This window comes from Isoalcanivorax pacificus W11-5 (genome assembly GCF_000299335.2).
Taxonomy (GTDB): Bacteria; Pseudomonadota; Gammaproteobacteria; order Pseudomonadales; family Alcanivoracaceae; genus Isoalcanivorax; species Isoalcanivorax pacificus.
In genome coordinates, this window is sequence record NZ_CP004387.1 from 500,733 (window position 1) to 526,597 (window position 25,865).

The following is a 25,865-nucleotide window of genomic DNA, read 5'->3' on the forward strand; positions in this document are numbered from 1 at the left end:
CGAAGGACAGCAATGAGCAATAACTACACTGCCGAGAATATCGAGGTCCTCAGCGGCCTCGACCCGGTGCGCAAGCGCCCGGGCATGTACACCGATACCTCCCGCCCGAACCACCTTGCCCAGGAAGTGATCGACAACAGTGTTGACGAAGCACTGGCCGGCCATGCGCGCCGCGTGCGCGTCGTGCTGTACAAGGATGGCTCGGTGTCAGTCGAGGATGATGGCCGCGGCATGCCGGTGGACATGCATCCGCAGATGAAGATGCCCGGCATCGAGGTGATCCTCACCACGCTGCACTCCGGTGGCAAGTTCTCCAACAACAACTACCAGTTCTCCGGCGGCCTGCACGGTGTGGGTGTGTCGGTGGTGAACGCGCTGTCGAAAAAACTGGAAGTGCAGGTGCGCCGCGATGGCCAGGTACACCGCATGACCTTCGCCGACGGCCACAAGACCTCCGACCTGGAAGTGATCGACACTGTCGGCAAGCGCAACACCGGCACGCAACTGCGTTTCTGGCCGGACGAAAAGTACTTCGACTCGCCCAAAATTTCCGTGCCACGGCTGCGCCACCTGTTGCGCGCCAAGGCGGTCTTGTGTCCCGGCCTGGAAGTCATCCTGGAAGATGAAAACAGCGGCGAGACAGAAACCTGGCAATACGCCGACGGCCTGGTGGAATACCTGGACGATGCGACGCGGGGCTGGGAGAAAATCCCGTCGGCACCCTTCACCGGCGCCATGCACGGCAACACCGAAGTGGTGGACTGGGCCGTGGTGTGGATGCCGGAAGGTGGCGAGCTGGTCACTGAATCCTATGTGAACCTGATTCCCACCGCGCAGGGCGGCACGCACGTTAACGGCCTGCGCGCCGGGCTGCTGGACGCCATGCGCGAATACTGCGAATTCCGCAACCTGTTGCCGCGTGGCGTGAAGCTTTCTCCGGAAGATATCTGGGACCGTGCCAGCTACGTGCTCAGCGTCAAGATGCAGGACCCTCAGTTCGCCGGCCAGACCAAGGAACGCCTGAGTTCACGTGCCACGGCAGCGTTCGTCTCCGGTGTGGTCAAGGATGCCTTCAGTCTGTGGCTGAACCAGCACACGGACGAAGCCGGTCAGCTGGCCGAGCTGTGTATCAATAACGCACAGAAACGGCTGCGCGCGGCGAAGAAAGTCGCGCGCAAGAAAATCACCAGCGGCCCGGCATTGCCCGGCAAGCTGGCGGACTGCGCCAGCGATGATCCGGCGCGGACGGAAATCTTCCTGGTGGAAGGGGATTCTGCCGGCGGCTCCGCCAAGCAGGCGCGCAGCCGTGAGTTCCAGGCGATCATGCCGTTGCGCGGCAAGATCCTGAATTCCTGGGAAGTGGAGTCCACCGAAGTGCTGGGCTCGCAGGAAATCCACGACATTGCTGTGGCGCTGGGCATCGAGCCGGGTCTGGATGATCTGTCCGGCCTGCGGTACGGCAAGGTCTGCATCCTCGCGGATGCGGACTCCGATGGCCTGCATATCGCGACGCTGCTGTGCGCGCTGTTCGTGCAGCATTTCCCGTCACTGGTGCGCGAAGGGCATGTGTTCGTGGCGATGCCGCCGCTGTTCCGGATCGATATCGGCAAGGACGTCTACTACGCGCTCGATAACGAAGAGAAGCAGGGCATTCTGGACCGCATCGCGGCGGAGAAAAAGAAAGGCAAGGTGCAGGTTACCCGCTTCAAGGGCCTGGGTGAAATGAACCCGCTGCAACTGCGCGAGACCACCATGGCCCCGGATACCCGCCGGCTGGTGCAACTGTCGATCACGGGCGATGACGACACACACCAGATCATGGACATGCTGCTGTCGAAGAAACGCGCGGGCGACCGCAAGGATTGGCTGGAAACCAAGGGTAATCTGGCCGAGATTTGAAAAAGCGTCGGACGTCCGACGTCCGACGTCCGACGCTTTAAAGAAACTGCCGAAAAGTGATGCCGTGAAGGCGTCTGAGAGTGACCAAGATGGCTGACGATTTCGAAAAGATTTCCATGCGCGACTATACCGAGAAGGCGTACCTGGATTATTCCATGTACGTGATTCTCGACCGCGCGCTCCCGCACATCGGCGATGGCCTGAAGCCGGTGCAGCGCCGCATCGTCTATGCGATGAGCGAGCTGGGGCTGAAGAACACCGCCAAGTACAAGAAGTCCGCGCGTACCGTCGGTGATGTACTGGGTAAATACCACCCGCACGGCGACTCGGCCTGCTACGAAGCCATGGTGCTGATGGCGCAGCCGTTCAGCTACCGCTATCCGCTGGTGGATGGCCAGGGCAACTGGGGCTCGCCGGACGATCCGAAATCCTTCGCGGCCATGCGCTATACCGAATCCCGGCTGGCGCCCTATGCCGAGGTGCTGCTGTCCGAGCTGGGCCAGGGCACGGTGGAATGGGTGCCGAACTTCGACGGTACGCTGGATGAGCCGAAGCTGCTGCCGGCGCGTTTGCCGAACGTGCTGCTTAACGGCACCACCGGCATCGCGGTGGGCATGAGCACGGATATTCCGCCGCACAACCTGCGCGAAGTGACCAGCGCCTGTATTCATCTGCTGAAAGACCCGGGCGCCTCGCTGGATGACCTGATGGAATTCATCCAGGGGCCGGATTTCCCCACCGAGGCGGAAATCATTACCCCGCGCAACGACATCATCCGCATGTATGCGGAAGGGAAAGGCAGCATCAAACAGCGTGCTGTATGGGAGCGCGAGGAAGGCGACATCGTTATCACCGCGCTGCCGTACCAGGTGTCCGGCGCCAAGGTGCTGGAGCAGATCGCCGACCAGATGCAGAAGAAAAAGCTGCCGATGGTGAGCGACCTGCGCGATGAGTCGGATCACGAGAACCCGACCCGCCTGATCATTACGCCGCGCTCGAACCGGATCGATGTCGAGCAACTGATGGGCCACTTGTTTGCCACCACCGATCTGGAAAAGAACTACCGCGTCAACCTGAACATGATCGGCATCGACGGCCGCCCACGGGTGAAGTCGCTGGATACCATTCTCAACGAATGGCTCCAGTTCCGCATGATCACCGTGCGCCGTCGCCTGCAATTCCGGCTGGAAAAGGTCGAGGACCGGCTGCATATTCTCGAAGGCCTGCTGGTGGCGTTCCTGAATATCGACGAAGTGATCCGCATCATCCGCTTTGAAGACGAGCCCAAGCCGGTACTGATGGAGCGCTTCGGCATCAGTGACCGTCAGGCTGAAGCCATTCTCGAGTTGAAGCTGCGTCATCTTGCCAAGCTTGAGGAAATGAAGATCCGTGGCGAGCAGGACGAGCTGTCGAAAGAGCGTGACTGGCTGAACGAAACCCTGGGTTCCATGGCGAAGATGAAGAACCTGGTGGCCAGGGAACTGAAAGAAGACGCCGAGAAATTTGGCGACGACCGCCGTTCACCGCTGGTGCGGCGCGAAGAAGCCAGGGCGCTGGATGAAACCGAACTGATGACGGCAGACGCCATCACCGTCGTGCTGTCGGAAAAAGGCTGGGTGCGTGCCGCCAAGGGCCATGACGTGGACCCGACCTCGCTGAGCTACAAGACCGGGGACAGCTTCCTGTCCGCCGCGCTGGGCAAATCCAACCAGCCTGCCTGTTTCCTCGACAGCACCGGGCGCAGTTATTCACTGCCGTCCCACACGCTGCCCTCTGCGCGGGGGCAGGGGGAGCCTCTGTCCGGCCGCCTTAGCCCGCCCAGCGGCGCACACTTCGTTGCCGCCCTGATGGGGCAGGACAAGGAAGCCTGGCTGCTGGCGACGGATGCAGGGTACGGCTTTATCGCCCGTCTGGGGGACCTGCAGGCAAACAAAAAGGGTGGCAAGACCGTGCTGACCGTGCCGAAAGGCAGCCGTGTCCTGCATCCGCAGGCGGTGACTGACATGGAACAGGCGCTGATCGCCGTGCTGTCCAACGAAGGGCGGCTGCTGGTGTTCCCGGCAAAAGAGTTGCCGGAAATGCCGCGTGGCAAAGGCAACAAGATGATGTCGATTCCCTCGGCGCGGGTACAGGACCGGGTGGAGTTTGTGCAGGCGGTCCAGGTGCTGTCGCCGGAAGATACGCTGACCATCCATGCCGGCCGCCGTCACCTTAACCTGAAATCATCTGATCTGGAGCATTACTTCGGGGAGCGTGGTCGCCGTGGCGCGAAGCTGCCGCGCGGGTTCCAGAACGTTGACAGTATGGCGATCGAGAAGAAGTAAAACGGCAGATTGTCGGGGCATAAAAAACGCGGGCACGAAGCCCGCGTTTTTTTTGGCGACAGCTCAGTATTTGTAGGTGAACTGGGCAGAGACGCCGTGTGCTTCCGTTTCATAAGTGGCCGCATAGCCAGGCCGCAGGTTTTCCGTCGGCTGATTGACGTCCGCCTCGCTCTCGCGCAGGTAGGCGTAGGCCACATCGACGGTCAGGTGCCGTGTCGGCGACCAGCCTGCGCCCAGCGATACCACCTTGCGGTTACCGTACGGCGTGCGCACGCTGCGGAACTCGTTGGTGGCCGGCGCTTCATCCAGTGCGACACCGGCGCGCAGTACCCAGTTCGGATTGACCTGGTAGGCGGCACCCACTGCATAAGCCCAGGTGTTGCGCCACTGCACTTCTTCATTCAACTGCTCCAGCGCGCCCACAGCGCCACTGTTGTTGATCACGATGCGGTCCAGGCGATCCCAGCGGGTCCACACGGCACCACCGTGCAGGGTCCACTGATCTGTCAGGCGATGGGTGACAGAAAATTCAGCCGTTTCCGGTGCCGTGAAATCCAGCTTTCCGCGATAGTCGCCGTTGATCAGACCCAGGCCAGCACCTGCCGGGGGCAGATCCCGCGCCTTGGTTTCGCCGCGCAGCTCGAAATCGGTTTTGGAGCGATAGGTCAGGCCAACCGTGGTGTTGTCGGTCACGTCGGCGATAACGCCGATGTTGTAGCCGACGCCGTAGTCGTGGCCGGAACTTTCCACTTCCGCATCACCGCCGCCGAGCAGGGTGGTATCGAGGTTGAAGCCGAGCGTGCCATCGATGCGGCTGATGGTCGGGCCCGCGCCGACGGAGACGCGATCATTGATGCGGTAGCTCAGCGTCGGTTGCACGGTCACCACCTGAATTTGGGTGGTGGTGCCCTTGTAGCGGCCCTGGAAAGTACTTTCGTAGTCGGCATCGCCACCGAACGGCGCGTAAAGTCCGATACCGAAGTGCCAGTCATCATTCAGCGGGTTGACGTAGTAACCGAACGGAATGGTCTTGAACGGGACCATGTCGCCCTTGTTGGTGCCTGTCGCGGCGCCACTCGCATCCTTAATGTCGATATTGGCGTCAATAAAGGCGAAACCGCCGCTGGCCTGCGCCGTGAGCCGCGACATGCCGGCCGGGTTGCCAAACACGGTGCTGGCATCCAGCGCGGAAGACGCGCGGCCGGCGTAGGCGGTACCCATGCCGCTGGCGCTTTGTTCGTTGAGCGACAGGCCACCGGCCATGGCCGGTGCGCTGAGCGCGGTGGCGATGGCGGCGGAGATCGCTGTAACCGTGGGTAGCGAGAAAATTCTTGTCATCGGTATTGTCCTGATAGCTTCCGAGAGCGGGAGAGCCCGCGATGTGGGTTTTCTGACGCAATGCGAAATACAGGGGACATCCTGTACCGGTCTTCTTCCGTGGCAGCGTGGCCCGAACTCCGCAGAGTCGTGATGCCGTACTGTGACGTGCTGGTCCGCGTACAACGGGGCAGAAATCCGTTGTGGCGGAGGCATGCGGCGAGTGTTCCACCCTGGCCCGAGCAGTGCTGGTGAAACGCGGCAATTGTACCTTTCTGAAACCGTATGTCAGCGTCCATTGCTGAAAAATCTCCGCGTAATTTGCGCGGACTAATCGGTCACTGCCGATGCGGCCTGCAGCATGCACTGAGTGTCACTCTACTATGCGGCATGACGTGTCGGTCATAGGGGGAAAGTGCAAATTTACACTTTTTACCAAGTGAACTTTTATCTATACGGTTGTGCAAAGGCGACAGAAAAAAGTGAAGGGCAGAGCGTCGACATGTGAGGAACGTATTTTCAACTCAAAGAAAACAGGGTGTGCTTTACGCAAGTGCTGCCACTTCGCTGTCCGTGAGCGCGCGGAACATCGCCGGTGACAGATCGGCCTCCAGTGTCAGTGGCCCGATTGCTTCCCGATGCAGTGCAACGACACGATTGCCCACCGCTGCCAGCATGCGCTTGACCTGGTGGTAGCGCCCTTCGGTGAGGGTGAGCAGCAAAACGGTGTCGTCGATCATTTCGGCCAGTGCAGGGCGTGTCGGTGTCGGGTCGTCGTGCAGTACGACACCGTCGCGCAGTTGCTGCAGTGCGTGTTCGTTCAGCGGCGCCGCGAGCGTGGCACGATAGCGCTTCGGGCAATGGGTGCGCGGCGAGGTAATGCGGTGTGACCACTGGCCGTCGGTGGTGAGCAGCAGCAGGCCGGTGGTGTCGATATCCAGGCGGCCGACGATGCGCAGGTCGCGACGTTGATCCGGCGGCAGCAGCGTGAGGACGGAGGCATGCTGTGGATCATCCGTGGAGCAGACCACGCCGGCGGGTTTGTGCAGCATCAGATATCGCTCGCCGGGCAGGCGCACGAGCTCGCCGTGCAGGCGCACGGATTCGCCTCGCAGCAGGTGGCCGGATTTTGGCCGGGCGATGCCTTCGACGGTCACGGCGCCGCTGCTGATGAGCTGTTTCACCTGTTTGCGGCTGAGGCCGGTGGCGTGGGCGAGAAAATAATCAAGGCGCATGGGGGGCATTATAGCGAGCGCAGCAGGGAAACCACGACTGCGCGGCCTTCAGGAAAAAGCAGTAACAGCGCGCCAAGCAGGTTCAGGGCCACCATGCCCCAGAACAGGCGCTGGAAGGAGGCCTTGCGCGATTTGTGCCGCAGCAGTTTTTGCGCCAGCAGGGCACCGGGCCAGCCGCCGAGCAGGGCGAGCAGTTGCAGGTGTTTTTCCGGTGTGCGCCAGCCGCCCTGGCGGGCGGCATGTTTGTCGCGGGCGTAGAGCAGAAAGCACAACAGGCTGCTGGCGCCATACAGCATGGCGATCAGCAGGCCGCGATCCAGTCGCGGTGAAAAGTGCAGTGTCCATGCACTGCCCAGTGCCGCCAGCACCAGCAGTGAAAGCAGCGTCACGCTGGTGACGGCGGGCCACAGGGGTGGTTCGCGGCGGGTCTGGTTCATCCGGTATCCGTGCATTGGGAGTTGGGCGTCATGCTGCCCCGGTTCGATCGAGTGAGCAATGCACGGCGGCCAGTTGGGCCAATCGTGCTGGTCCGTCTTGCCGCGATGAGTGCATTCTCATACTGTTTTCGCCCATGACGACTGCAGAAACTGCCGTGGCCCAGTTGGCCACCCCTCCACGCAGCGGCCGCATCACTACGCCGCAGGGTATCGAACTCTTTTATGACGAGCGCGGGCCGGTCGACGGTACGCCGCTGCTGTTCATCATGGGGCTGTCGGCCCAGATGGTGTTCTGGCCGGCGCCACTATTGGACCAGCTTGCGGCGCAGGGCTTCCGGGTGATCCGGTTCGATAACCGGGATGTCGGCCTGTCCACGCACCTGCGCGCGCCGATCCGGCATTCACCGCTGGCGGCTATTGCCCGCTCCATGCTGGGCCTGAAACTGACCGTGCCGTACACGTTGCACGATATGGTGGACGACACCTGCGCCCTGCTGGATGCCCTGGGTATCGACAGGGCACACCTGATCGGCGCGTCCATGGGCGGCATGATCGGCCAGCTGATGGCGGCCACGCGGCCGGAGCGGGTGCTCAGCCTGACCTCGATCATGTCCGGCACCAACAGCCGCTGGCTGCCGCCGCCGAAACCGGCCGCGCTGAAAGGGCTGGTGGCGCCGCGCGTGCGTATCGAAAACCGTGAGCAGTACATCGAGTTCGGGCGGCAGATGATGCGTACCATCGGCGGCCGGCTGCCGCAGGGCGATGCGCTGATGGAGCAGATGTTCGGCGAGAGCTGGGAGCGGGGCCTGCACCCGCGCGGTATCCGCCAGCAGTTCATGGCGATCCTGGCCACCGGCGACCTGACCCGCTATGTGAAGAAGATTCGCTGCCCTGTGACGGTGATCCACGGCAGTGTCGATCCGCTGATCCGCCCCGCCGGCGGTCGTGCCTCGGCACGACACATTCCGGGGGCGAAACTGGTCATGATCCCGAACATGGGCCATGACATGCCGGAGTCGCTGCTGCCGCGTATTGCGCAGTTGATCGAGGAGACTGCGCGGCGGGCCTAGGGAACCTCTGAATAACTCCCCGGTGGTTCTGCGGGCGCTACAGCATGCAGTAGCAAGGCGCGGCGCGCCGGCAATGGCATCGCCCTTGCCAAGCGACGCAACGCGGCTAATGCGTGCTGTAGCGCCCGCCCTGCGGGGCTGTCCGGGCGGCACCTGCTCCGCGTTGCGACTTCTCGACGTAGCCCGCTATGCCTTCGAAGTCGCGCCTTGATCAGGTGCCGCCCGGAAAGCCAGAACCACCGGGGAGTTATTCAGAGGTTCCCTAGCGCAGCGCCTCGGCGACAAAGTCGAGGCGGTCCTGCCCGAAGAACATTTCCCCTTCGACAAAAAACGTCGGCGCGCCAAACGCGCCGCGCGCCACCGCGTCGTCGGTAAAGTCCCTGAGCCGTGCCTTGAACTGTTCATCCCCGATGCGCTGCTGGAAATCCGCCACATCCAGCCCGGCTTCTGCCAGCACGCTGGCGATCACTTCGGGCTGGCCCATGTTTTTCTGCGTCACCCACATGGCCTCGTAAACGGCTTTCATATACGTCTCGAACTCCGGCGTGCCGAGATAGCCTGCGGCACCACGCATCAAGGGCAGCGTGTTGATCGGGAAATTCGGATTGAACGCCAGCGGCACGCCATAGCGCCGCGCAAAGCGCGCCAGGTCCTGTGTCATGTAACGGCCCTTGGCCGGGATCATCACCGGCGACTGATTGCCGGTGGCCTTGAAGATGCCGCCGAGCAGGGCCGGCCGCCAGACAATCTCCGCGCCGGCCTCCCGGGCAATGCGCGGGAGCTGCGTCCAGGCCAGATAGGCGGTGGGGCTGCCGAAATCAAAGAAGAATTCCACCTGTTTGCTCATGCCTGAGGCTCCGTATCAGAAAGTTTCCTGCCAGGGTCGCAGGTCGAGTTCGTGTACCCAGCAATCACGAGGCTGGCAGTGAATCTGCCAGTAGGTGTCGGCGATATGCTCGGGGTTGAGGATGCCGTCCTGCGCTTTCTTGTTGTACAGGTCGGGAAAGGTGTCGCGGATGAAGGCGGTGTCGATGGCGCCGTCGATGATCGGGTGCGCCACATGGATGCCCTGCGGGCCGAGTTCGCGCGCCATGCTCTGGGCCAGCGCGCGCAATGCGAACTTGGCGCCGGAAAAGGCGGCGAAATGGGCGCGCCCGCGCAGGGAGGCGGTGGCGCCGGTAAAAATAATGGTGCCGCGTTGCCGTGGCAGCATCACCCGCGCTGCTTCGCGGCCGGTGAGGAAGCCGGCCAGCGCGGCCATTTCCCAGACCTTGCGGTAGACCCGCTCGGTGGTTTCGGTGATCGGGAACCAGACGTTGGCGCCGATATTGAAGATCACGGCCGCCAGTGGGCCGACATCCTGTTCGATGGTCGCGAACAGGGCCTGGATGTCTTCTTCGCGGCGCGCATCGCAGGCGAACGCCCGCGCTTGGCCGCCGTCTGCCTCGATGCGGTTCACCAGCGGGGTGAGCTTGTCGGCGCTGCGCCGGGCCACGCAGGCGATGTAGCCTTCGCGGGCAAAGCGGCGGGCGATGGCGGCGCCGGTAGCGTCACCGGCACCGACCACCAGAATGGCTTCGCGTGCGGAGTCTGTCATGGAGTTCCCCGGTCTTGTGGCGAGTGTCCTGATAGTCAGTTCCTAAAAAGAACCTGTCAAGCCTGACCTGCCCCGGAACGCAAAGGGTGGCGGAAGGGCGCATCACGCCGGCCACTGGGGACTGGAGAGGAACCTGGCCGGGTGATGCGCAAGAGCGGTTATGGCGAAAACGCCATTTTTGCGGAAAGAAAAGCTCAGCGTGGCGGTTTGTGCAGGCCGTCGTCGCGCCAGCCCCGGTCGGACAGGCTGACCGAGCTGTCGCGGCACATGACCAGATGATCGACGATGCGCACATCCACCAGGGCGAGGGTGTCGCTGATACGTCGGGTGATCTCGTAGTCCATCATGCTGGGCTCTGGATCGTTGGAGGGATGGTTGTGGGTGAGGATCACTGCCGCTGCATTCAACTCCAGCGCACGCCGGGCAATTTCGCGCGGGTGCACGGTGGTGGAACTGATGGTGCCCTGGAACATGATCTCGAAGTGCAGTAATCGGTGCCGGTTGTCGAGGAACGCCACACCGAACACCTCGCGGGTCTGGTTGGCGACGCGCAAGCGCAGGAATTCCCGCGCTTCGACCGGGTCTTTCAGGCTGCGGCGCTGGCGCAGGTCAGCGCACAGCAGGTCGCCCGCGTAATGGATCAGTTCATCCGGCGTGACCGGACGGGTGGTCTGTACCAGACCAAGCTCGTTTCGCCGAAACGGTGGTGCATGCATGGTTTTGACTCCCTGACAGTTCATTGCCGGCGGCCGGCTTCCCTGATCATCACGTCCGGGTGGTTGTTGTTATCGTCAGAAGCATGTCCCGGGTGACGCCGTGCCGCAGGGTCTATTTTGCGCAGAGAGCAAAATATCTCAACATAAATTTGATGCAAAAACGCCAAGATTGCCCTTTGGCGGAGGCGATGATGCCGCTACAGACGCGGCAAGGGATGCTCGTTCAGTTCCGCCATCTGGTTGCGCAGCGTCAGGATCTGCTCGCCCCAGTAGCGTGGGCTGTCGAACCAGGGAAAGGCTTTCGGGAACGCCGGGTCGTCCCAGCGGCGCGCGATCCAGGCGCTGAAATGCAGCATGCGCAGGGTGCGCAGGGCGTCGATCAGGCGCAGTTCGATGTTCTGGAAGTCGCGGAATTCTTCATAGCCTTCGAGGATTTCCGCCAGTTGCCGGGCCTGCTGGTCGCGCTCGCCGGAGAGCAGCATCCAGATATCCTGCACCGCCGGCGCCATGCGGGCGTCGTCCAGGTCGATGAAATGCGGGGCATTGTCTCGCCAGAGCACATTGCCGACATGGCAGTCGCCGTGCACGCGCAGCCGCTGCACCGGCCCGACGCTGGCAATGACCGCATCAACGGCCTGCAGCAGGTCGCGGGCGAGGGAATCGAACGAGGTCTTCAGGTCGCTCGGCACGAAATGCTCGCTCACGTACGCCACGGCCTCGTGGCCGAATTCCTGGCTGGTCAGCGTCGGGCGGTGTTCGAACGGGCGGATGGCGCCGATGTTGTGCAGCCGGCCGAGAAAGCGGCCGAGGATCAGCAGATGGTCAGGATTGGCCAGCTCTGGCGCGTGGCCGCCCTTGCGCGGATACAGCGCAAACCGGAAATCGCCATGCCGGAACAGGCTGTCGCCGGCCTCGTTGCGCAGCGGCGCCACCACGGGCATCTCGTGTTCCACCAGCTCGAAGCTGAAGGCGTGTTCTTCAAGAATCTGCGCCTCGCTCCAGCGCTGCGGGCGGTAGAACTTGGCGATGATCGGGGTCTGGTCCTCCAGCCCGACCTGCCAGACGCGGTTTTCATAGCTGTTCAGGGCCAGCAGGCGGCCATCGGTGACGTAGCCGAGGCTTTCCACCGCATCCAGCAGCACGTCCGGTGAGAGGGCATCGAACGGGTGGGAAACGGGCTGATCCATGGTGTCACCTGCGGGGCAGAAAGCGAGGCGCCGATGATACCTGATAGGCCTTCAATGATGGTGGTGTTCCATGCCCGGCAGCGCGGGTGGGGCAGTGTGCGGTGCGGCAAGGCCCTGCCAGAAGAACAGCATCGCCACGCCAAGGCTCATGGCCGCAGCGAGGTGTTTCACCGGCTTCTGCCTGAGGCGGCTGATCTGGCCGGCGAACACGCCGGTACTGGCCACCGGGGCCAGGGTCACCAGCCCGAATACCGCCATGGCCAGGGCGCCGCCGGGGGCGCTGCCGGTCGCGGCGGCCAGCAGCAGGGCGGAATACAGCAGGCCGCAGGGCAGGAAACCCCACAAGGCACCAAGCGCCAGTGCCTTCAGGGGGTGATCCAGTGGCAGCAGTGGCCGCGTCAGCGGCGACAGCCGCCGCCACACTCTGGCACCGATGCGTTCCAGCGCCCGCATCGGTGCGCTCAGGCCGAGCAGGTGCGCGGCCAGCAGGATCATCAGTACACCGGACAACAACGCCGGCCAATGCAGGTGGCTGCCGCCGCCGAGCCGTGCCAGCAGGGAACCGCCCAGAGCGCCGGCCAGGGCGCCGAGCAGGCTGTAGGTCAGCACCCGGCCGGCGCCGAGCAGGCCCTGCCAGTACCACAGGCGCGCGCCGCGCCGCTGTGTGTCGGGAATGGCAAAAGTGAAGGTGGCGGCCAGCCCGCCGCACATGGCAGCGCAGTGCAGGCCGCCGGCGAGGGCCAGCAGGGCGGTGGCGGAGAGCGTGGCGAGCAGTGTTGCGGTCATGGCTGTGGGTCCTTGTGGCGGCGCTGTTCGTCGCGGTCATCGAACACGACTTGCCAGGCGGGGCGGTCGAGATCATCGAACTGGCCATCGCTCAGGGCACGGAACAGCAGCCACAGCGCCAGGCCCAGAAACAGCAGGCCCACGGGAATCAGCAGGAAGATACTTTCCATCGGTTCATCCGGTTGGCGTTGAGGGTCACCAGCAGTGACGAGCCGGCCATGCCCAGGGCAGCAGCCCAGGGCGCCACCAGGCCTGCCATCGCCAGCGGTACGGCGATCAGGTTGTACCCCAGCGCCCAGCCGAGGTTCTGCAGGATCAGCCGGCGGCTGTGCGCCGCCAGAGCCGGCAGGGCCGGCAGTTCATCCAGACTGTCGCCGAGCAGGTACAGGCCGGCGGCGTGGCGAGCCAGGCTGGTGGCATTGGCGGGTGCCACGGCGACGGCGGCGTGCAGCAGGGCGGGGGCGTCGTTGATGCCGTCGCCGACCATCATCTGCGGGCCTTCGTCGAGACTGAGCTGGTGCAGCCAGCGGGCCTTGTCGTCCGGGCTGAGCTGGCCGCGCGCCTCGGGCAGGCCAAGCTGTTGTGCCAGGGCATCGACGCTGGCCTGGGCGTCGCCACTGGCCAGCCGCAGGCGCAGCCCGCGTGCGCGCAATGCGGCCAGCACGCGGGGGGCTTCCGGGCGCGCGGTGTCGCACAGCCACAGACGCAGGCTCGGCGCGCCGTCCCGGCTCAGCAGCAGGCAGGTGCTGTCGCTGCGCGCGCGCGCCGGGTCGCCGCTGATGCGCCAGTGGTGCCCCAGCCGGCGGCCTTCGGCGCCGTCGCGGGTGACGCGCAGCTCGGTCATGGCATTGTCTGCCGCCAGGGTATCGAAGGCGCGGGCGAGCGGGTGCGGGTGCCGGCGTTCGAGCGCGGCGGCGATGGCCAGCCGCTCGGTGAGGGTTTCCGGTTGCGCACTGACGGCGACATCCCGGTATTCGTGCAACTGGAAACGGCCCTGCGTCAGCGTGCCGGTTTTATCGAACAGCACGCCGCGTACGTTGTTTACGGCCAGCAACTGTGTTGGCGAGGCGATCAGGATGCCTTCGCGCAGGCCGGCGGCCAGCGTGGCGGAGACGGTCATCGGCACCGCGAGCGCCAGAGCGCAGGGGCAGGTGATCACCAGCAGCGCGAGCATGTGTTCAAAGGCGATGGCGGGCCCGCTGGACCAGTGCAGCATCAGCGTGGCCGCCGCCAGGATCAGCGTGCCGGAAATAAACAGGGGGGCGACACGCTGCCAGTCGCGCACGACGGTCACCCGCTCACCGGCGGCGCGCGCCACCTGTTCAGCAATGCGCGCCACCAGGCTGGTGTCGGCGGTGCCGGTGGCGCGCAGGGAAAACTGGCCTTCCAGGACGTTGGCGCCGGCGCTGAGTGTGTCGCCTTGGTGGCGTGTCAGGGGCCGTGCTTCGCCCGTGAGCGCGGCTTCGGAGATGTCGCCCTGGCCGGCATGCACGGTGCCGTCCACGGGCACGGTGTCACCCTGGGCCAGCCACAGCAGGTCACCGGGCTGGACTTCGCGCACGCTGATCCACACGCGCTGATCATTCTCCAGCCGCTGCACGACGCGCGGCAGGGTGTCCTGCAGTTGCTGCCAGGCGCGCTGGATGCGGTGCTGCTGGCGCTGTTCCAGCGTGCGGCTGATGAGCAGGAAGAACACGAACATGGCGGCGGATTCGAAATACACATGGCTGCCACCGAGTGCCATGTTCACCACCGAGCCGCCCCAGGCCAGTGCCAGCGCCAGCGCTACCGGCAGGTCCATGGTGAGCTGGCCGTGGCGCAGGCCGCGCCAGGCACCCTGGAAAAACGGCCAGCCGGCATAGAACACCACCGGCGTGGCAATCAGCAGGCTGGTGGTGCGAAACAGGGTCTGGAACACCGCGTCGCTGCCATCGAAAACATCCAGGTACAGCACGGCGGCGTACATCATCGCCTGCATGGCGCCGACGCCGGCGAGGATCAGCCGGCCGAGCATCTGCCGGTGTTCGCGTGCAAGCTGCCGGTCGCGGTGCGGGTCGCCGGGCAGCGACACCTGATAACCCAGATTGAGCAGCCGTTCGGCAGCCTGGCGGGGAAGGTGGGCGGTGTCGGCGGCAAAGGTCAGTGTGAGTTGCATCGTGGCGAGATTGACCCGTGCGTCCTGCACGCCGGGTATCGCCAGCAATACTTTTTCGATCAGCCAGCAGCAGGCCGCGCAGTGCAGACCGCCAAGTTGCAGTCGCAGTCGCCGGGTGTCGTCACCGGCGGGTTCGATGTGCGGCGCGACCAGTGCCGGCAGGCTGAACAGCGCCAGCGTGCGTGCCTGGTCTTCGCTGCCCGCCAGGGGCGCGGTGTCGGTGCGCAGCCGGTAGTAATCTTCCAGGCCCATCTGGTGAATCATTTCGACGGCAGCGGTGCAGCCGGCACAACAGGTGTCGCGCTCGCCCTCCGGAGTGCGGGCGCGAAACGGGGCGCCGGACAGGATGTCGGCGCCGCAATGCCAGCAGGCCATGGTCATGGCTGCTCCGGTGCACTGTGGATCAGCGTACGGTGGTCATCCAGCCGTGCGCGCTGTTGCAGGCGCCAGAAGCCGTCGGCGGGTGTGACGGTGACGATCATGTCTGATTCCGGTGTCAGTGCCTGTTGGCCCAGATATTCGCCCTGGCCCTGATGGTGCAGGGTGATCTGCTGATCGCGGGCGGCCACGGTCGGATGGCGCAGCGAGACCTTCAGCGTCTGAGGCCAGGGCAGGGCAATGTCGCTGTGCAGTGTGGCGTGGGGCAGTGTGCTGAAATCCAGCGCCACGCTCAGGCCAAGCCGGCGCGCCTGTTGTTCGTCGGCCATGGTGCGGTTGATGGTGCGCCCCTCGCGGTACCAGTTGTCGGCGACGGTGTCGTCGGCGTTTTTCAGCGCCACCGCCAGGGTCGACAGGCCCGCGACTACGGAACTGGCGGGTAACAGGATTACCAGCCAGACCAGAGGATGGCGATACCAGGGCGCCTCGACTGGCCGTGCCTCGACTGGCCGTGCCTCACTGCGGCGTAATGAAACGGGATTCATGCCGGACCTCCAGGGTCGGGTCGTCCAGAGACTGCACGCGGAACCAGATGCTGTGGCTGGCGGGCGGGTCCTGATACGGGTCAAAGCGCACGGTCACTGGCAAGGCGCGATGTGTGCCGCCGGGCATGGCAAATTCGATTGGCGCGGCGATCATTGTCAGCACGTCCGGGCCTTCCAGTGTCAGGCGATAGCGTTGCGGGGTCTGGCTCTTGTTGAGCACTTCCAGGCGATAACTGTTTTCGACAAAACCGTCGCTGGTGACGCGATAGAGTTGATGACGGTCGCGCAGTACATCCAGTTGCAGCGGGACGCGATCAACCAGTTGCCACACGAACAGCACTGACAGCACAACGAGCACGATGCCGTAGCCGATCAGGCGCGGGCGCAGCAGAGTCTGCCGTGCACCGGCCAGCGCGTGCCCGGTGGTGTAGCGGATCAGCCCGGTCGGCCTGCTGACGCGCTGCATCACGTCGTCACAGGCATCAATGCAGGCAGCGCAGGTGATGCAGGCGTATTGCAGGCCATCGCGGATATCGATGCCGGTCGGGCAGACCTGCACACACAGGTTGCAGTCGATGCAGTCGCCGGCGGATGTGGTGCCGTTGTCTTTGCGTACGCCGCGCCGTCGCGGTTCGCCGCGCCCAGCGTCATAGGAAACGATCAGCGTGTCGGCATCGAACATCACGCTCTGGAAACGCGCGTAAGGGCACATGTACAGGCACACCTGCTCGCGCATGAAGCCGGCGTTGCCGTAGGTGGCAATGGTGAAAAAGCCGATCCAGAACAGCGCCCAGCCACCGACGTGCCCGGCGAAGAACGCCGGCACCAGTTCGCGCACGGGCGTGAAATAACCGACGAAGGTGAGGCCGGTGGCGACCGCCACGGCCAGCCAGCCGCTGTGCTTGGCAGCACGCCGCCACAGTTTGTTCAGCGACCAGGGGGCGGCGGCCAGTTTCTGGCGCTGGTGGCGGTCACCTTCGCTCCAGCGTTCGATGGCGGAAAACAATCGTGTCCAGGTGGTCTGCGGGCACACGTAGCCGCAGTAGACACGGCCGGCCAGCACGGTGAAAAAGAACAGCGCGAAGGCGGCCAGCATCAGTGCCCAGGCCAGGAACAGAAAATCCTGCGGCCAGAAGGACAGCCCGAAAATATCGAAGCGGCGCTGGGGCAGGTCGAACAGCACCGCCTGGCGACCGTCGTACTGCACCCAGGGCAGTAGAAAGTACAGCCCGAGGCTGCCACCCATGCCGATATCGCGCAGCCTCTGGTACAGGCCAGTGACATGGCGCACCTGAATCGGTTCACGCCGGGCGTACAGGGCGGTGCCGGTGGCGGCCGGCACTTGCTGCACGGGAATGCGCTCCCGCTGCGTCATGCGTTACTCCTCCGGCGAGGCCGGCTGCGACAGGCTGTAGACGTAACTGGCCAGGACATGAATCTGTTCTGGCGACAGGATGTGGTCGTGTGCAGGCATGTGGCTGTTGCGGCCTTCGCGGATCAGGGTTTCGATGTCCGCCAGGCGCGGGCTGTGCAGCCAGATACGATCGGTCAGGTTGGGCGCGCCGAACAGCGGATTGCCGGTTGCATCATTGCCATGGCAGGCGGCGCACATGGCGAACTTCGGCCGGGCGCGGCTGATGGCATCGGCGTAACCCGTGTTGTCGCGCATGGCGGGGTTGCTGAGGCTCTGCACATAGATCGCCATGTCTCGCACGTCGCGGTCGGTGTTGCCGATTAGCGCCATCATCGGGGGCATGGTCCCGCGCCGGCCCTTGGCGATGCTTTCCTTGATCGCCACCGGGCTGCCGCCATAGAGCCAGTCGTTGTCGGTCAGGTTCGGGTAGCCGCGCGCGCCGCGTGCATCGGAGCCATGGCAGATGGCGCAGTGGTTGGCGAACAGGCGCCCGCCGACGGCGAGCGCCTCCGGATAGCGGATCAGTTCTTCCATCGGCACTTTCGCGTATTCGCGGAACAATGGCTCGCTCTCGCTGGTGGCGAGGTCCACCTCCTGCTGCCACTGGCCTTCGCTGGTCCAGCTCAGTGTGCCGGCGAAATTGCCGAGCCCCGGGTACAACACCAGATAGGCAGCGGAAAACAGCAGCGTGCCGACGAACAGGAACAGCCACCAGCGTGGCAACGGCTGGTTGCGTTCTTCAATGCCGTCGAAAACGTGGCCGGTGGTATCGCGGCGGGCTTCTTCCGCGCTCAGCCGTGAATTGGCCAGTAGCAGGACCGCACAGCCGACCAGATTGAAGACCACGATGGCGATGACATACAGGCTCCAGAACGTGCTCATCGTTGCGCTCCCCGTGCCGCGTCATCGTCGACGGCCTGTTGTGCCAGTGACTGGTAATGCTGTTTGCGGCCCGGGCGGTAGACCCAGCAGGCCATGGTCAGGAAGGCGCCAAAGAACACCAGGGTCAGTACGGCGTGGTAACTCATCGGGCAGGCTCCTCGCGCTGTTCGGTGCGCTCACGACCGAGCGACATCAGGTAGGCGACCAGCGCATCCTCCTCGGTGGCGTTGGCCCATTCGCCGTCGATCTTCTCAAGCTGTTCGTTCAGGTCGTCGTCGGAATAGGGCACGCCGAAGATATCCTTGAAGGTACGCAGTGTGGCCGGCATGGTGCGCCAGTCGACGCGATTGCGTTGCAGCCAGGGATAGGCGGGCATGTTCGATTCCGGCACCACATGACGCGGGTCGCGCAGATGTTCGCGATGCCATTGTTCGGTGATCGGGCGCAGGCCAACGCGGGCCAGGTCCGGCCCGGTGCGCTTGGAACCCCACAGGAACGGGTGCTCCCAGACATCTTCGCTGGCGACACTGTAAGCACCATAGCGCTCGGTTTCCGCACGCAGAGGACGCACCATTTGTGTATGGCATACATGGCAACCCTCGCGGATATAGATGTCGCGCCCGGCCATTTCCAGCGCGTTATAGGGCCGCAACGTGGCAAGTGGTTCCGTGGTGCTCTTCTGCCAGAACAGCGGCACGATTTCCGCCAGCCCGCCGAAGCTCACCACCACCAGGATCAGCACGATCATCAGGCCGATATTTTTTTCGATGACTGCGTGTTTGCTCGACATGGTGTCACTCCCCGGCCATCTGGTTGTCGGCACCGGTATCGGTGCGGGTCTCGCGCAGGGTGCGGTAAACGTTCAGCGCCATCAGCAGCATGCCGACAAAGAACAGCAGGCCGCCGAGCAGCCGCACCAGATAAAACGGCTGCCGCTCGGCCAGTTCCTGGATGAAGTTGTAGGTGAGCGTGCCGTCATTGTTGACGGCCCGCCACATCAGCCCCTGCATGATGCCGGACACCCACATGGCAGCGATGTAGAGCACGGTGCCGATGGTCGACAGCCAGAAGTGCAGGTTGATCCAGCGGATCGAATACATCTGCCTGCGGTTGAAAATGCGCGGCACCATCACGTACAGCGCACCCATGGAAATCATCGCCACCCAGCCCAGGGCGCCGGAGTGCACATGGCCGATGGTCCAGTCTGTGTTGTGACTCAGCGCGTTGACGGTCTTGATCGACATCATCGGCCCTTCAAAGGTGCTCATGCCGTAGAACGACAGGGCAACGATGAGAAAACGGATGATCGGATCAGTGCGCAACTTGTCCCAGGCACCGGAGAGGGTCATGACGCCGTTGATCATGCCGCCCCAGCTCGGCGCCAGCAGCACGATGGAGAACACCATGCCCACTGACTGCACCCAGTCGGGCAGCGAGGAGTAGTGCAGGTGATGCGGTCCGGCCCACATGTAAACGCCGATCAGTGCCCAGAAATGCACAATGGAAAGGCGGTAGGAATAAATGGGCCGCTGCGCCTGGATCGGCACGTAGTAATACATCATGCCGAGAAAGCCGGCGGTCAGGAAAAAGCCCACCGCATTGTGCCCGTACCACCACTGCACCATGGCATCGATGGCACCGGAATAGAGCGAATAGGATTTGGTCAGCGACACCGGAATGGCCGCGCTGTTGACGATGTGCAGCAGCGCCACGGCAATGATGAAGGCGCCGTAAAACCAGTTGGCGACATAGATATGGCTGGTCCTGCGCCGGGCGATGGTGCCGAAATAGACGATGGCATAGGCTACCCAGACCACCGCCAGCAGGATGTCGATGGGCCACTCCAGCTCGGCGTATTCCTTGGCACTGGTGAACCCCAGCGGCAGCGTGATGGCCGCCAGCACGATGACCAGTTGATAACCCCAGAACACGAAACCGGCCAGGCGCGGAAACGCCAGCGTGGTGTGGCAGGTGCGCTGCACCACATAAAAGGATGTGCCGATCAGGGCGCAACCGCCGAAGGCAAAGATCACGGCGTTGGTGTGCAGTGGCCGCAGGCGGCCGAAGCTCAGCCAGGGGATGTCAAGGTTCAGGGCCGGCCAGGCAAGCTGGGCGGCAATCCAGACACCGACCAGCATGCCGACAATGCCCCACACCACCGTCATGATGGTGAACTGGCGAATCGCTCGGTAGTGGTAGGCCGGGGGCGCGGTGGAAACGGGCATGCGGGAGTCCTTGCAGAATGAGGCGATTGCAAGGTAGCAGCGTGGGGAAAAAGCCTGTTGATGTGGATCAAGAGTGTGGACAGGCCACGGGAACTATCGCAGCCAGTCGCGCAATGCCTTGCGGTATTGGCGGCGCAGCAACTCGCGCACCGGCTGGGTCTCGGCAGCGGTATCGTGCTGCTGGTTGAAGGCCAGGTGCCAGCTGTCGAGCTGGTCGAGCAGGTGCGAGGCCTGTTCGCGCAACAGGCGGCGCACCAGTTTTTTGTTCACGCCGGTGTCGTGGGCCAGTGCCTGCCAGTCGGGGCCGCCGAGCTGATGCGGGTCATGGTTGCTGCCCACGGGCAGCGGCAGGTGCGTGGTGCCGGGCGTGGCCGTGAAGTGGGCGAACGGCGCCAGCCGCCAGCCATCGTCGGCACGGCGCAGGGCCAGGTGCTCAAGCGCGTTGTGATCGTTACCGATCAGTGCATTGAAGATTTGCCACTGCACCAGCGCACACAGATCAATGACCGGTTGCAGGGTGTGGCGGCGCAGCAGGTCGGCGACGGCGCCGAGCGTGGTGTCGGGCTGATGCGGTGACAGGCCCAGTGCCTGCCGCAGCGTTTCGGCGTGCAGGCGTGCGCCGTTGTCGTCGCAGTCCGTGCGGCGGCTCAGCAGTGCCCAGCCGGTGTCCGTGCGCAGCAATTGCGAATCGGTCACCGGCAGGCCCAGTTGGCGCGCCAGGTCGTGCGCGTAGGCGGCGCGAACGGGCTGGTCGCCATGTGTGCAGGTCAGCCAGTGCGTGGCCGGTGTGTCACCGCCGGTGAGAAAGCGGTGCGGGTGTGCCGTCAGGCGCACTGAGTGGGTGCTGGCCAGCGCATTGCTGGTCAGCGGGTGTTCGGCGGGCGCGGTGGTGTGGCAGGTGAGGGCACCAAAAAGGTCGTGGCCCTGTGCGGCGAGATGGGCCAATGAGGCACCGGGCTCTGTTGATAATTGCGCAAAAAAGGCATGGCCGTCGTCGCCGGCGGTGTCCAGCGGCAACGCACAGGAAATCGGCCAGCCCCCGGCGCGCCAGGTGTCGTCGTAGCAGAAACTGAAGCGTCCCCCGTCGTCATGCAGGGTGCCGACAGTGTGCGCGCCGTGCCGTACCCGCAGCATGTCACTCATGCCTGGCCACCCCGCATCCGGGCCTGCAGGTCGATGCCGAGCAACTGCAGCACATGCATGGTCAGCCCCAGCCGGGCGCTGGCCTTGCCACGTTCCAGCTCGGAGATGAAGCGCTGGCCGGTGCCGGCGATTTCCGCCAGCTCGGTCTGGGTCAGCCGCAGGGCCTTGCGCGCCTGCCGGATGCGGGCGCCCAGTGCGGCGGGAGTGTGAAGTGTCTGGTCCATGGCAGCCCTCGGCGATGCCTGATCGGTATTACCTTGATCGGCAGGCCGGGGCTGTTCTTGAGGGCGGTCAGAGAGGCGGTTCGACCAGGGTGACCCAGATGTCGCCGTCACGGATCTCGTGCGGTACCGGCACGAGGGATTCCCCCTGGCAGGGGCCGGACAGGCATTCGCCGGTCTCGATCTCGAACAGGGCGCCGTGGTTGGCGCACATCAGGAACTGGCGATCCATGTCGAGGAACTCGTCCGGCATGAAGTTCAGATCAATGCCCAGGTGGGGACACCAGTTCAGATAGGTGCGCAGTTGCCCGTCACGGACCACCGCCACCACGGATTTGCGGCCGAACTCGAACCCGCGCGCTTCCCCTTCGGGAATATCCGCCAGCGGGCACAGGCGTTGCTGCTCGCTCATGTTCAATACCCCAGCACGTCCCGGCGCACCTCGGCATGCTCGGCGGGTGCCAGGCGCGGGCCGAAGTCGCTGACCACCCGGGCCGCTGCGGTGCAGGCCAGCCGGCCGGCGGTGGGAAAGTCCAGGTCGTGGGTGATGCCGTACAGGAACGCGCCGGCGAACATGTCGCCGGCACCGTTGGTGTCCACGGGCTTGACCCGTACACCGTCGATCCAGTGGGTGTCGGTGCCGTCGAACGCCACTGCGCCGTCGGCACCACGGGTCATGGCTATCTGTCTGGCGTACTGCTTCAGGGCATCCAGGGCGGCTTCGGGGCTGTCGGTGCCGGTGAATTCCATCGCTTCGTCTTCGTTGCAGAACAGCAGGTCGACGCCGTCGCCGATCATCTCCAGCAGACCGTCGCGGAAGAAGCGCACCATGGCCGGATCAGAAAAGGTCATCGCCACCTGGATGCCGTGCTGGCGGGCCATTTCGCGCAGGCGGATGCTGGCGGCGCGGGCGCTGGGGGAGGTGACCAGATAGCCTTCGATGTAGACATAACGGGAGGCGAGCAGCGCGGCCTCGTCGATTTCAGCTTCGCCGACGGTTTCCGATATACCGAGAAAGGTGTTCATGGTGCGTTCGGCGTCGGGGGTGATCATCACCAGGCAGGTGCCGCTCATGCCGGCTTCGCGCGTGCCATTCATATTGGTGTCGACGCCGGCGGCGAGCAGGTCGCGTACGAACAGGGCGCCGGTGTCGTCATCGGCCACCTTGCAGGTGTAGTAGCAATTGCTGCCGAAGTAGCGGGCGGCGATGGTGGTGTTGGCGGCGGAACCGCCGCAGGTCTGCTTGTGGGGCTCGGCTTCGTCGCGCAGGGCCTGGATCAGTGCGACCTGACGCTCCCGGTCCACCAGCGACATCATGCCCTTGCCGATCTCCATTTGCGCGAGGAAGGCATCGCTGACTTCGATCTCGGTGTCCACCAGCGCGTTGCCGATGGCGTAAACGTCGTATTGCCGTGTCATCTGGGACTGCTCCAGGCCGAAAGCGAACCATTATGCGGTTGGTGATGTCTGTTGCCAAACCGCCCATTGAATTCATCTATACTCCGCGCATGCCAAAAAAAGCCCGCCGTTCGTTCATTTCCAAGAGCCTGATCCTGAAGCTGGCCGTGGTCGCGCTGGTCGTGATGCTGGCCGGCCTCGCCTGGCTGGATGCCCGTGTACGCAGCCGCTTCGACAGCCATCAGTGGCAGTTGCCGGCGCGAGTGTATGCGCGTCCGGTGGAGCTGTATGCCGGACGGGTGCTCAGCCAGCGTCATGTGGACCAGCTGCTGTCCCTGCTGCGCTACCGTGAGCAATCCGGTGCCCCGACGCCGGGTTCCTATTCCCGCAGTGGCGGCACCTATCTGATCCACACCCGCAGCTTCCGTGACAGCGACGGCGGCGAGCCGGCGCGGCAGATCCGCCTGCGGCTGGCCGATGGCCGGATCAGCGCCCTCACCCGCAGTGACGGCGCCCGGTTGCCGGTGGCGCGGCTGGAGCCGATGCAGATCGGCAGCATCCATCCGGGCCACAGTGAAGACCGCATTCTGGTGCGGCTGGCCGACACGCCGCCGATGCTGCACGACATGCTGCTGGCGACCGAGGACCGGCAGTTCTACGAACACCACGGCCTGTCGTTCCGTGGCCTGGCCCGCGCCATGGTGGCCAATCTGCGCTCCGGCGGCCTGAGCCAGGGCGGCAGCACCCTGACCCAGCAACTGGTGAAGAATTTCTGGCTCACCCGCGACCGCACGCTGTCGCGCAAGCTGCTGGAAATGCCGATGGCCGTGCTGCTGGAGCTGCATTACGAAAAACCGCAGATCATCGAGACCTACCTGAACGAGGTCTACCTGGGCCAGGACGGCTCGCGCGCCATCCATGGCATGGGGCTGGCGGCCCAGTTCTATTTTGGCCGGCCCCTGGAAGAGCTGGAGCCTCACCACTTCGCCCTGCTGGTGGGCATGCTCAAGGGCCCGAGCCTGTATGACCCGCGCCGCCGCCCGGAGCGGGCGCTGGCGCGGCGCAATGTCGTGTTGCAGGTGTCGCACGAACAGGGCCTGCTCACCGACAGCGAATACCAAGCCTACAGTGCCCGCCCGCTGGAAGTGGTGCCCCGTGGCGGCGCTGCGCTGTATGCCTTCCCGGCCTTCGTCGACCTGGTGCGCCGTCAGTTGGCCCGGGATTACCCGCCGGCCGTGCTCTCCAGCGAGGGGCTGCACATTCATGCCACGCTGGATGTCCTGGCGCAGCTGGCGGCGGAAGACGCGCTGGCACGGGTATTGGAACAGCGTGATCCGAAGGCGGCCAACAAGCTGAACGGCGCGGTGGTGATCACCGCGCCGGACCAGGGCGACGTGCTGGCGGTAGTCGGCGACCGCGTACCGCGCAGCACCGGCTTCAACCGGGCGTTGGATGCAGTGCGGCCGATCGGCTCGCTGGCCAAGCCGGCGGTGCTGCTGACCGCGCTGGAACAGCCGAAACGCTACTCGCTGGCGACGCTGGTGGAGGACGAGCCGATCGAGGTGCCACTCGCCCATGGCGATGTCTGGGCACCGCAGAACTTTGACAAGCAATCCCGTGGGCCCATTCCACTGGTGCAGGCCCTGGCGCAGTCGCGCAATCAGGCGATGGCGAAACTGGGCATGGACGTGGGGCTGCAACCGCTGATCCTGACGCTCAAGCGCCTCGGCGTGCAGGGCAATATCCCGGCCTACCCGAGCATCATCCTCGGCAGCCATCCGTTGTCACCGTTTGAAGTGGCGGTGATGTACCAGCCGCTGGCGACGGGTGGGTTCCGTACGCCACTGCGCAGCATCACCGACGTGCTCGATCTTGCCGGCGAGCCCCTGGCCCGCTACCCGGTGTCTGCCGACCCGGTGATCGACCAGGGCCCGGCCTTCCTGACCCAGTGGGCCATGATCCAGGTGATGCGTGCCGGCACCGGACAGAGCATGCTCGGCGTGCTGCCGCCGGATATCGTGGTGGCCGGCAAGACCGGCACCAGCGACGGTTACCGTGATGCCTGGTTTGCCGGCTTCAGCGGCAATCACCTGGCAGTGGTCTGGGTGGGGCGCGACGATAATCAGCCGGCCGGTGTGGCCGGCAGCAGCGCCGCACTGCCGGTCTGGGGCGCGCTGATGGCGGCCCTGCCACAGCGCAGCCTGCGCGAGGATGTGCCGCCGGGTGTGGAATGGGTCTGGATGGATGCCGACGGGCAGCGTCGCAGTGCCGAAGGTTGCGACGGCGCCCTGCGATACCCGATGCTGACCACCTCGATCCCCGAGGCCGCCAGCGATTGCGGCGAAGACGTTTCACAGGGAGGTATCAAAGGATGGTTCCGTCGTATCTTCGATTGATCACCGTGGCCGGCTTGCTGGCGCTGGGCGCCTGCGCCGTCACGCCGTTGGCGCCACAAAAAGATTACGCCCCGGTGGCGATCCCCGACAGTTCGCCCGCGCACAGCCTGCTGGAATCTGCCCGCAGCGCGCGTAGCCGGGGCGACACCGGCGCCGCAGGACGTTATCTGGAACGCGCCCTGGGCATGGCAGGCACCAATGAGGCGACCGTGCTCTACCGCGAACTGGCCGACCTGCGCCTGGCCGAAGACAAACCGCGCGACGCCGAAGGGCTGGCCCTGCGTGCCCTCCGCGAAGCGCCGGAAAACCCCGAATGGCGTGCGGGGCTGTGGGAGTTGCTGGCGACAGCGCGTCAGCGCCAGGGCAATGCCGAGGGCAGCGCGGCGGCACGCGCCGAGGCGGACCGGCTTCGCGGCGAGGCGGTCAGCAGCCGGTAGGGAGGGGCCGGTGTTTGCGGCGTCCCTGCGACATCCGCTCGCCCAAGGCGTCCTCAAAAGGATTACTGCAATACGCGACTTGCACAGCTTTTTGTACATGTTA

The 25,865-nt window shown here is 64.5% G+C and carries 25 protein-coding genes; 5 read left to right on the forward strand and 20 right to left on the reverse strand.

Going from position 1 to position 25,865, the window contains the following annotated elements; translation table 11 throughout:
* Positions 1–12: 12 nt before the first annotated feature.
* Together parE and parC are read left to right on the forward strand one after the other, a co-directional pair.
* The gene (gene parE, locus S7S_RS02360; RefSeq protein ID WP_008739327.1) at positions 13–1,899 is read left to right on the forward strand and encodes a DNA topoisomerase IV subunit B; all 1,887 of its coding nucleotides are present in this window, start codon (positions 13–15) and stop codon (positions 1,897–1,899) included.
* Positions 1,900–1,988: 89 nt separating this feature from the next.
* Positions 1,989–4,223 carry a DNA topoisomerase IV subunit A gene (gene parC / locus S7S_RS02365; RefSeq protein ID WP_035205692.1) on the forward strand — a complete coding sequence of 745 codons (2,235 nt, stop codon included), beginning with the start codon at positions 1,989–1,991 and terminating at the stop codon, positions 4,221–4,223.
* A gap of 63 nt (positions 4,224–4,286) precedes the next feature.
* On the opposite strand, the gene S7S_RS02370 is transcribed toward parC, so the two are convergent.
* From S7S_RS02370 to S7S_RS19925, 3 genes are all read right to left on the reverse strand, one after another.
* Entirely contained in the window at positions 4,287–5,561 is a 1,275-nt protein-coding gene (locus S7S_RS02370; protein ID WP_035205677.1) for an OmpP1/FadL family transporter, read from the reverse strand.
* 524 nt (positions 5,562–6,085) lie between these two features.
* A complete protein-coding gene (locus S7S_RS02375) occupies positions 6,086–6,775 on the reverse strand; it encodes a pseudouridine synthase (RefSeq protein ID WP_008739323.1) in 690 nt (229 codons plus the stop codon).
* An 8-nt stretch (positions 6,776–6,783) separates the two neighbouring features.
* Complete coding sequence (locus S7S_RS19925) at positions 6,784–7,212, reverse strand: DUF1294 domain-containing protein (RefSeq protein WP_008739322.1); 429 nt, start codon at positions 7,210–7,212, stop codon at positions 6,784–6,786.
* 134 nt (positions 7,213–7,346) lie between these two features.
* Here S7S_RS19925 and S7S_RS02385 point away from each other — a divergent pair, with 134 nt between their 5' ends.
* Positions 7,347–8,282 carry an alpha/beta fold hydrolase gene (locus S7S_RS02385; RefSeq protein ID WP_052269198.1) on the forward strand — a complete coding sequence of 312 codons (936 nt, stop codon included), beginning with the start codon at positions 7,347–7,349 and terminating at the stop codon, positions 8,280–8,282.
* A 262-nt stretch (positions 8,283–8,544) separates the two neighbouring features.
* On the opposite strand, the gene S7S_RS02390 is transcribed toward S7S_RS02385, so the two are convergent.
* From S7S_RS02390 to S7S_RS02470, 17 genes are all read right to left on the reverse strand, one after another.
* Positions 8,545–9,129, reverse strand: coding sequence for a 2-hydroxychromene-2-carboxylate isomerase (locus S7S_RS02390; RefSeq protein WP_008739605.1), 585 nt, complete (start codon positions 9,127–9,129; stop codon positions 8,545–8,547).
* A gap of 15 nt (positions 9,130–9,144) precedes the next feature.
* Positions 9,145–9,879 carry an SDR family oxidoreductase gene (locus tag S7S_RS02395; RefSeq protein WP_008739607.1) on the reverse strand — a complete coding sequence of 245 codons (735 nt, stop codon included), beginning with the start codon at positions 9,877–9,879 and terminating at the stop codon, positions 9,145–9,147.
* 194 nt (positions 9,880–10,073) lie between these two features.
* Positions 10,074–10,595: a JAB domain-containing protein gene (locus S7S_RS02400; RefSeq protein WP_008739610.1), complete on the reverse strand. Its 522-nt coding sequence runs from the start codon at positions 10,593–10,595 to the stop codon at positions 10,074–10,076.
* A 197-nt stretch (positions 10,596–10,792) separates the two neighbouring features.
* Positions 10,793–11,782, reverse strand: coding sequence for a serine/threonine protein kinase (locus S7S_RS02405; protein WP_008739611.1), 990 nt, complete (start codon positions 11,780–11,782; stop codon positions 10,793–10,795).
* A 51-nt stretch (positions 11,783–11,833) separates the two neighbouring features.
* The gene (locus S7S_RS02410; RefSeq protein ID WP_008739614.1) at positions 11,834–12,568 is read right to left on the reverse strand and encodes a sulfite exporter TauE/SafE family protein; all 735 of its coding nucleotides are present in this window, start codon (positions 12,566–12,568) and stop codon (positions 11,834–11,836) included.
* Entirely contained in the window at positions 12,565–12,738 is a 174-nt protein-coding gene (gene ccoS, locus S7S_RS02415) for a cbb3-type cytochrome oxidase assembly protein CcoS (protein WP_008739616.1), read from the reverse strand. Before ccoS ends, S7S_RS02410 begins: the two co-directional genes overlap by 4 nt.
* Positions 12,717–15,104, reverse strand: a complete 2,388-nt coding sequence (locus tag S7S_RS02420) for a heavy metal translocating P-type ATPase (protein WP_008739627.1) — start codon at positions 15,102–15,104, stop codon at positions 12,717–12,719. The genes ccoS and S7S_RS02420 overlap by 22 nt, the downstream gene beginning before the upstream one ends.
* Entirely contained in the window at positions 15,101–15,646 is a 546-nt protein-coding gene (locus S7S_RS02425; protein ID WP_008739631.1) for a FixH family protein, read from the reverse strand. Before S7S_RS02425 ends, S7S_RS02420 begins: the two co-directional genes overlap by 4 nt.
* A complete protein-coding gene (ccoG, locus tag S7S_RS02430; RefSeq protein ID WP_008739633.1) occupies positions 15,618–17,021 on the reverse strand; it encodes a cytochrome c oxidase accessory protein CcoG in 1,404 nt (467 codons plus the stop codon). Before ccoG ends, S7S_RS02425 begins: the two co-directional genes overlap by 29 nt.
* Before the next feature lie 3 nt (positions 17,022–17,024).
* The gene (ccoP, locus tag S7S_RS02435) at positions 17,025–17,942 is read right to left on the reverse strand and encodes a cytochrome-c oxidase, cbb3-type subunit III (RefSeq protein ID WP_008739635.1); all 918 of its coding nucleotides are present in this window, start codon (positions 17,940–17,942) and stop codon (positions 17,025–17,027) included.
* Entirely contained in the window at positions 17,939–18,088 is a 150-nt protein-coding gene (locus tag S7S_RS02440; protein ID WP_008739637.1) for a cbb3-type cytochrome oxidase subunit 3, read from the reverse strand. Before S7S_RS02440 ends, ccoP begins: the two co-directional genes overlap by 4 nt.
* On the reverse strand, positions 18,085–18,732 hold the full coding sequence (gene ccoO, locus S7S_RS02445) for a cytochrome-c oxidase, cbb3-type subunit II (RefSeq protein ID WP_008739639.1): 648 nt from the start codon (positions 18,730–18,732) through the stop codon (positions 18,085–18,087). The genes S7S_RS02440 and ccoO overlap by 4 nt, the downstream gene beginning before the upstream one ends.
* 4 nt (positions 18,733–18,736) lie before the next feature.
* Positions 18,737–20,167, reverse strand: coding sequence for a cytochrome-c oxidase, cbb3-type subunit I (ccoN, locus tag S7S_RS02450; RefSeq protein WP_008739641.1), 1,431 nt, complete (start codon positions 20,165–20,167; stop codon positions 18,737–18,739).
* 93 nt (positions 20,168–20,260) lie between these two features.
* On the reverse strand, positions 20,261–21,310 hold the full coding sequence (locus S7S_RS02455; protein ID WP_008739644.1) for a HipA domain-containing protein: 1,050 nt from the start codon (positions 21,308–21,310) through the stop codon (positions 20,261–20,263).
* Positions 21,307–21,534: a type II toxin-antitoxin system Y4mF family antitoxin gene (locus tag S7S_RS02460; RefSeq protein ID WP_008739647.1), complete on the reverse strand. Its 228-nt coding sequence runs from the start codon at positions 21,532–21,534 to the stop codon at positions 21,307–21,309. Before S7S_RS02460 ends, S7S_RS02455 begins: the two co-directional genes overlap by 4 nt.
* Positions 21,535–21,601: 67 nt before the next feature.
* Complete coding sequence (locus tag S7S_RS02465; protein WP_008739649.1) at positions 21,602–21,943, reverse strand: Rieske (2Fe-2S) protein; 342 nt, start codon at positions 21,941–21,943, stop codon at positions 21,602–21,604.
* A 2-nt stretch (positions 21,944–21,945) separates the two neighbouring features.
* On the reverse strand, positions 21,946–22,950 hold the full coding sequence (locus S7S_RS02470; protein WP_008739651.1) for an adenosine kinase: 1,005 nt from the start codon (positions 22,948–22,950) through the stop codon (positions 21,946–21,948).
* A gap of 44 nt (positions 22,951–22,994) precedes the next feature.
* On the opposite strand from S7S_RS02470, the gene mrcB reads away from it, so the two are divergent.
* Positions 22,995–25,325 carry a penicillin-binding protein 1B gene (gene mrcB / locus S7S_RS02475; protein ID WP_238582927.1) on the forward strand — a complete coding sequence of 777 codons (2,331 nt, stop codon included), beginning with the start codon at positions 22,995–22,997 and terminating at the stop codon, positions 25,323–25,325.
* A complete protein-coding gene (locus S7S_RS02480; protein WP_035205787.1) occupies positions 25,301–25,762 on the forward strand; it encodes a tetratricopeptide repeat protein in 462 nt (153 codons plus the stop codon). Before mrcB ends, S7S_RS02480 begins: the two co-directional genes overlap by 25 nt.
* Positions 25,763–25,865: the final 103 nt, after the last annotated feature.

Bases quoted from the DNA above. Each gene is read 5' to 3' on its own strand.
- S7S_RS02480 (WP_035205787.1), top strand. From the start codon at position 25,301: ATGGTTCCGTCGTATCTTCGATTGATCACCGTGGCCGGCTTGCTGGCG.
- S7S_RS02455 (WP_008739644.1), bottom strand. From the start codon at position 21,310: ATGAGTGACATGCTGCGGGTACGGCACGGCGCGCACACTGTCGGCACC.
- S7S_RS02390 (WP_008739605.1), bottom strand. From the start codon at position 9,129: ATGAGCAAACAGGTGGAATTCTTCTTTGATTTCGGCAGCCCCACCGCC.
- S7S_RS02395 (WP_008739607.1), bottom strand. From the start codon at position 9,879: ATGACAGACTCCGCACGCGAAGCCATTCTGGTGGTCGGTGCCGGTGAC.
- S7S_RS02375 (WP_008739323.1), bottom strand. From the start codon at position 6,775: ATGCGCCTTGATTATTTTCTCGCCCACGCCACCGGCCTCAGCCGCAAA.
- S7S_RS02405 (WP_008739611.1), bottom strand. From the start codon at position 11,782: ATGGATCAGCCCGTTTCCCACCCGTTCGATGCCCTCTCACCGGACGTG.
- S7S_RS19925 (WP_008739322.1), bottom strand. From the start codon at position 7,212: ATGAACCAGACCCGCCGCGAACCACCCCTGTGGCCCGCCGTCACCAGC.
- S7S_RS02470 (WP_008739651.1), bottom strand. From the start codon at position 22,950: ATGACACGGCAATACGACGTTTACGCCATCGGCAACGCGCTGGTGGAC.
- ccoS (WP_008739616.1), bottom strand. From the start codon at position 12,738: ATGGAAAGTATCTTCCTGCTGATTCCCGTGGGCCTGCTGTTTCTGGGC.
- ccoN (WP_008739641.1), bottom strand. From the start codon at position 20,167: ATGCCCGTTTCCACCGCGCCCCCGGCCTACCACTACCGAGCGATTCGC.
- S7S_RS02420 (WP_008739627.1), bottom strand. From the start codon at position 15,104: ATGACCATGGCCTGCTGGCATTGCGGCGCCGACATCCTGTCCGGCGCC.
- S7S_RS02370 (WP_035205677.1), bottom strand. From the start codon at position 5,561: ATGACAAGAATTTTCTCGCTACCCACGGTTACAGCGATCTCCGCCGCC.
- mrcB (WP_238582927.1), top strand. From the start codon at position 22,995: ATGTCTGTTGCCAAACCGCCCATTGAATTCATCTATACTCCGCGCATG.
- S7S_RS02385 (WP_052269198.1), top strand. From the start codon at position 7,347: ATGACGACTGCAGAAACTGCCGTGGCCCAGTTGGCCACCCCTCCACGC.
- ccoG (WP_008739633.1), bottom strand. From the start codon at position 17,021: ATGACGCAGCGGGAGCGCATTCCCGTGCAGCAAGTGCCGGCCGCCACC.
- ccoO (WP_008739639.1), bottom strand. From the start codon at position 18,732: ATGTCGAGCAAACACGCAGTCATCGAAAAAAATATCGGCCTGATGATC.
- S7S_RS02465 (WP_008739649.1), bottom strand. From the start codon at position 21,943: ATGAGCGAGCAGCAACGCCTGTGCCCGCTGGCGGATATTCCCGAAGGG.
- ccoP (WP_008739635.1), bottom strand. From the start codon at position 17,942: ATGAGCACGTTCTGGAGCCTGTATGTCATCGCCATCGTGGTCTTCAAT.
- parE (WP_008739327.1), top strand. From the start codon at position 13: ATGAGCAATAACTACACTGCCGAGAATATCGAGGTCCTCAGCGGCCTC.
- S7S_RS02410 (WP_008739614.1), bottom strand. From the start codon at position 12,568: ATGACCGCAACACTGCTCGCCACGCTCTCCGCCACCGCCCTGCTGGCC.
- S7S_RS02425 (WP_008739631.1), bottom strand. From the start codon at position 15,646: ATGAATCCCGTTTCATTACGCCGCAGTGAGGCACGGCCAGTCGAGGCA.
- S7S_RS02400 (WP_008739610.1), bottom strand. From the start codon at position 10,595: ATGCATGCACCACCGTTTCGGCGAAACGAGCTTGGTCTGGTACAGACC.
- parC (WP_035205692.1), top strand. From the start codon at position 1,989: ATGGCTGACGATTTCGAAAAGATTTCCATGCGCGACTATACCGAGAAG.
- S7S_RS02460 (WP_008739647.1), bottom strand. From the start codon at position 21,534: ATGGACCAGACACTTCACACTCCCGCCGCACTGGGCGCCCGCATCCGG.
- S7S_RS02440 (WP_008739637.1), bottom strand. From the start codon at position 18,088: ATGAGTTACCACGCCGTACTGACCCTGGTGTTCTTTGGCGCCTTCCTG.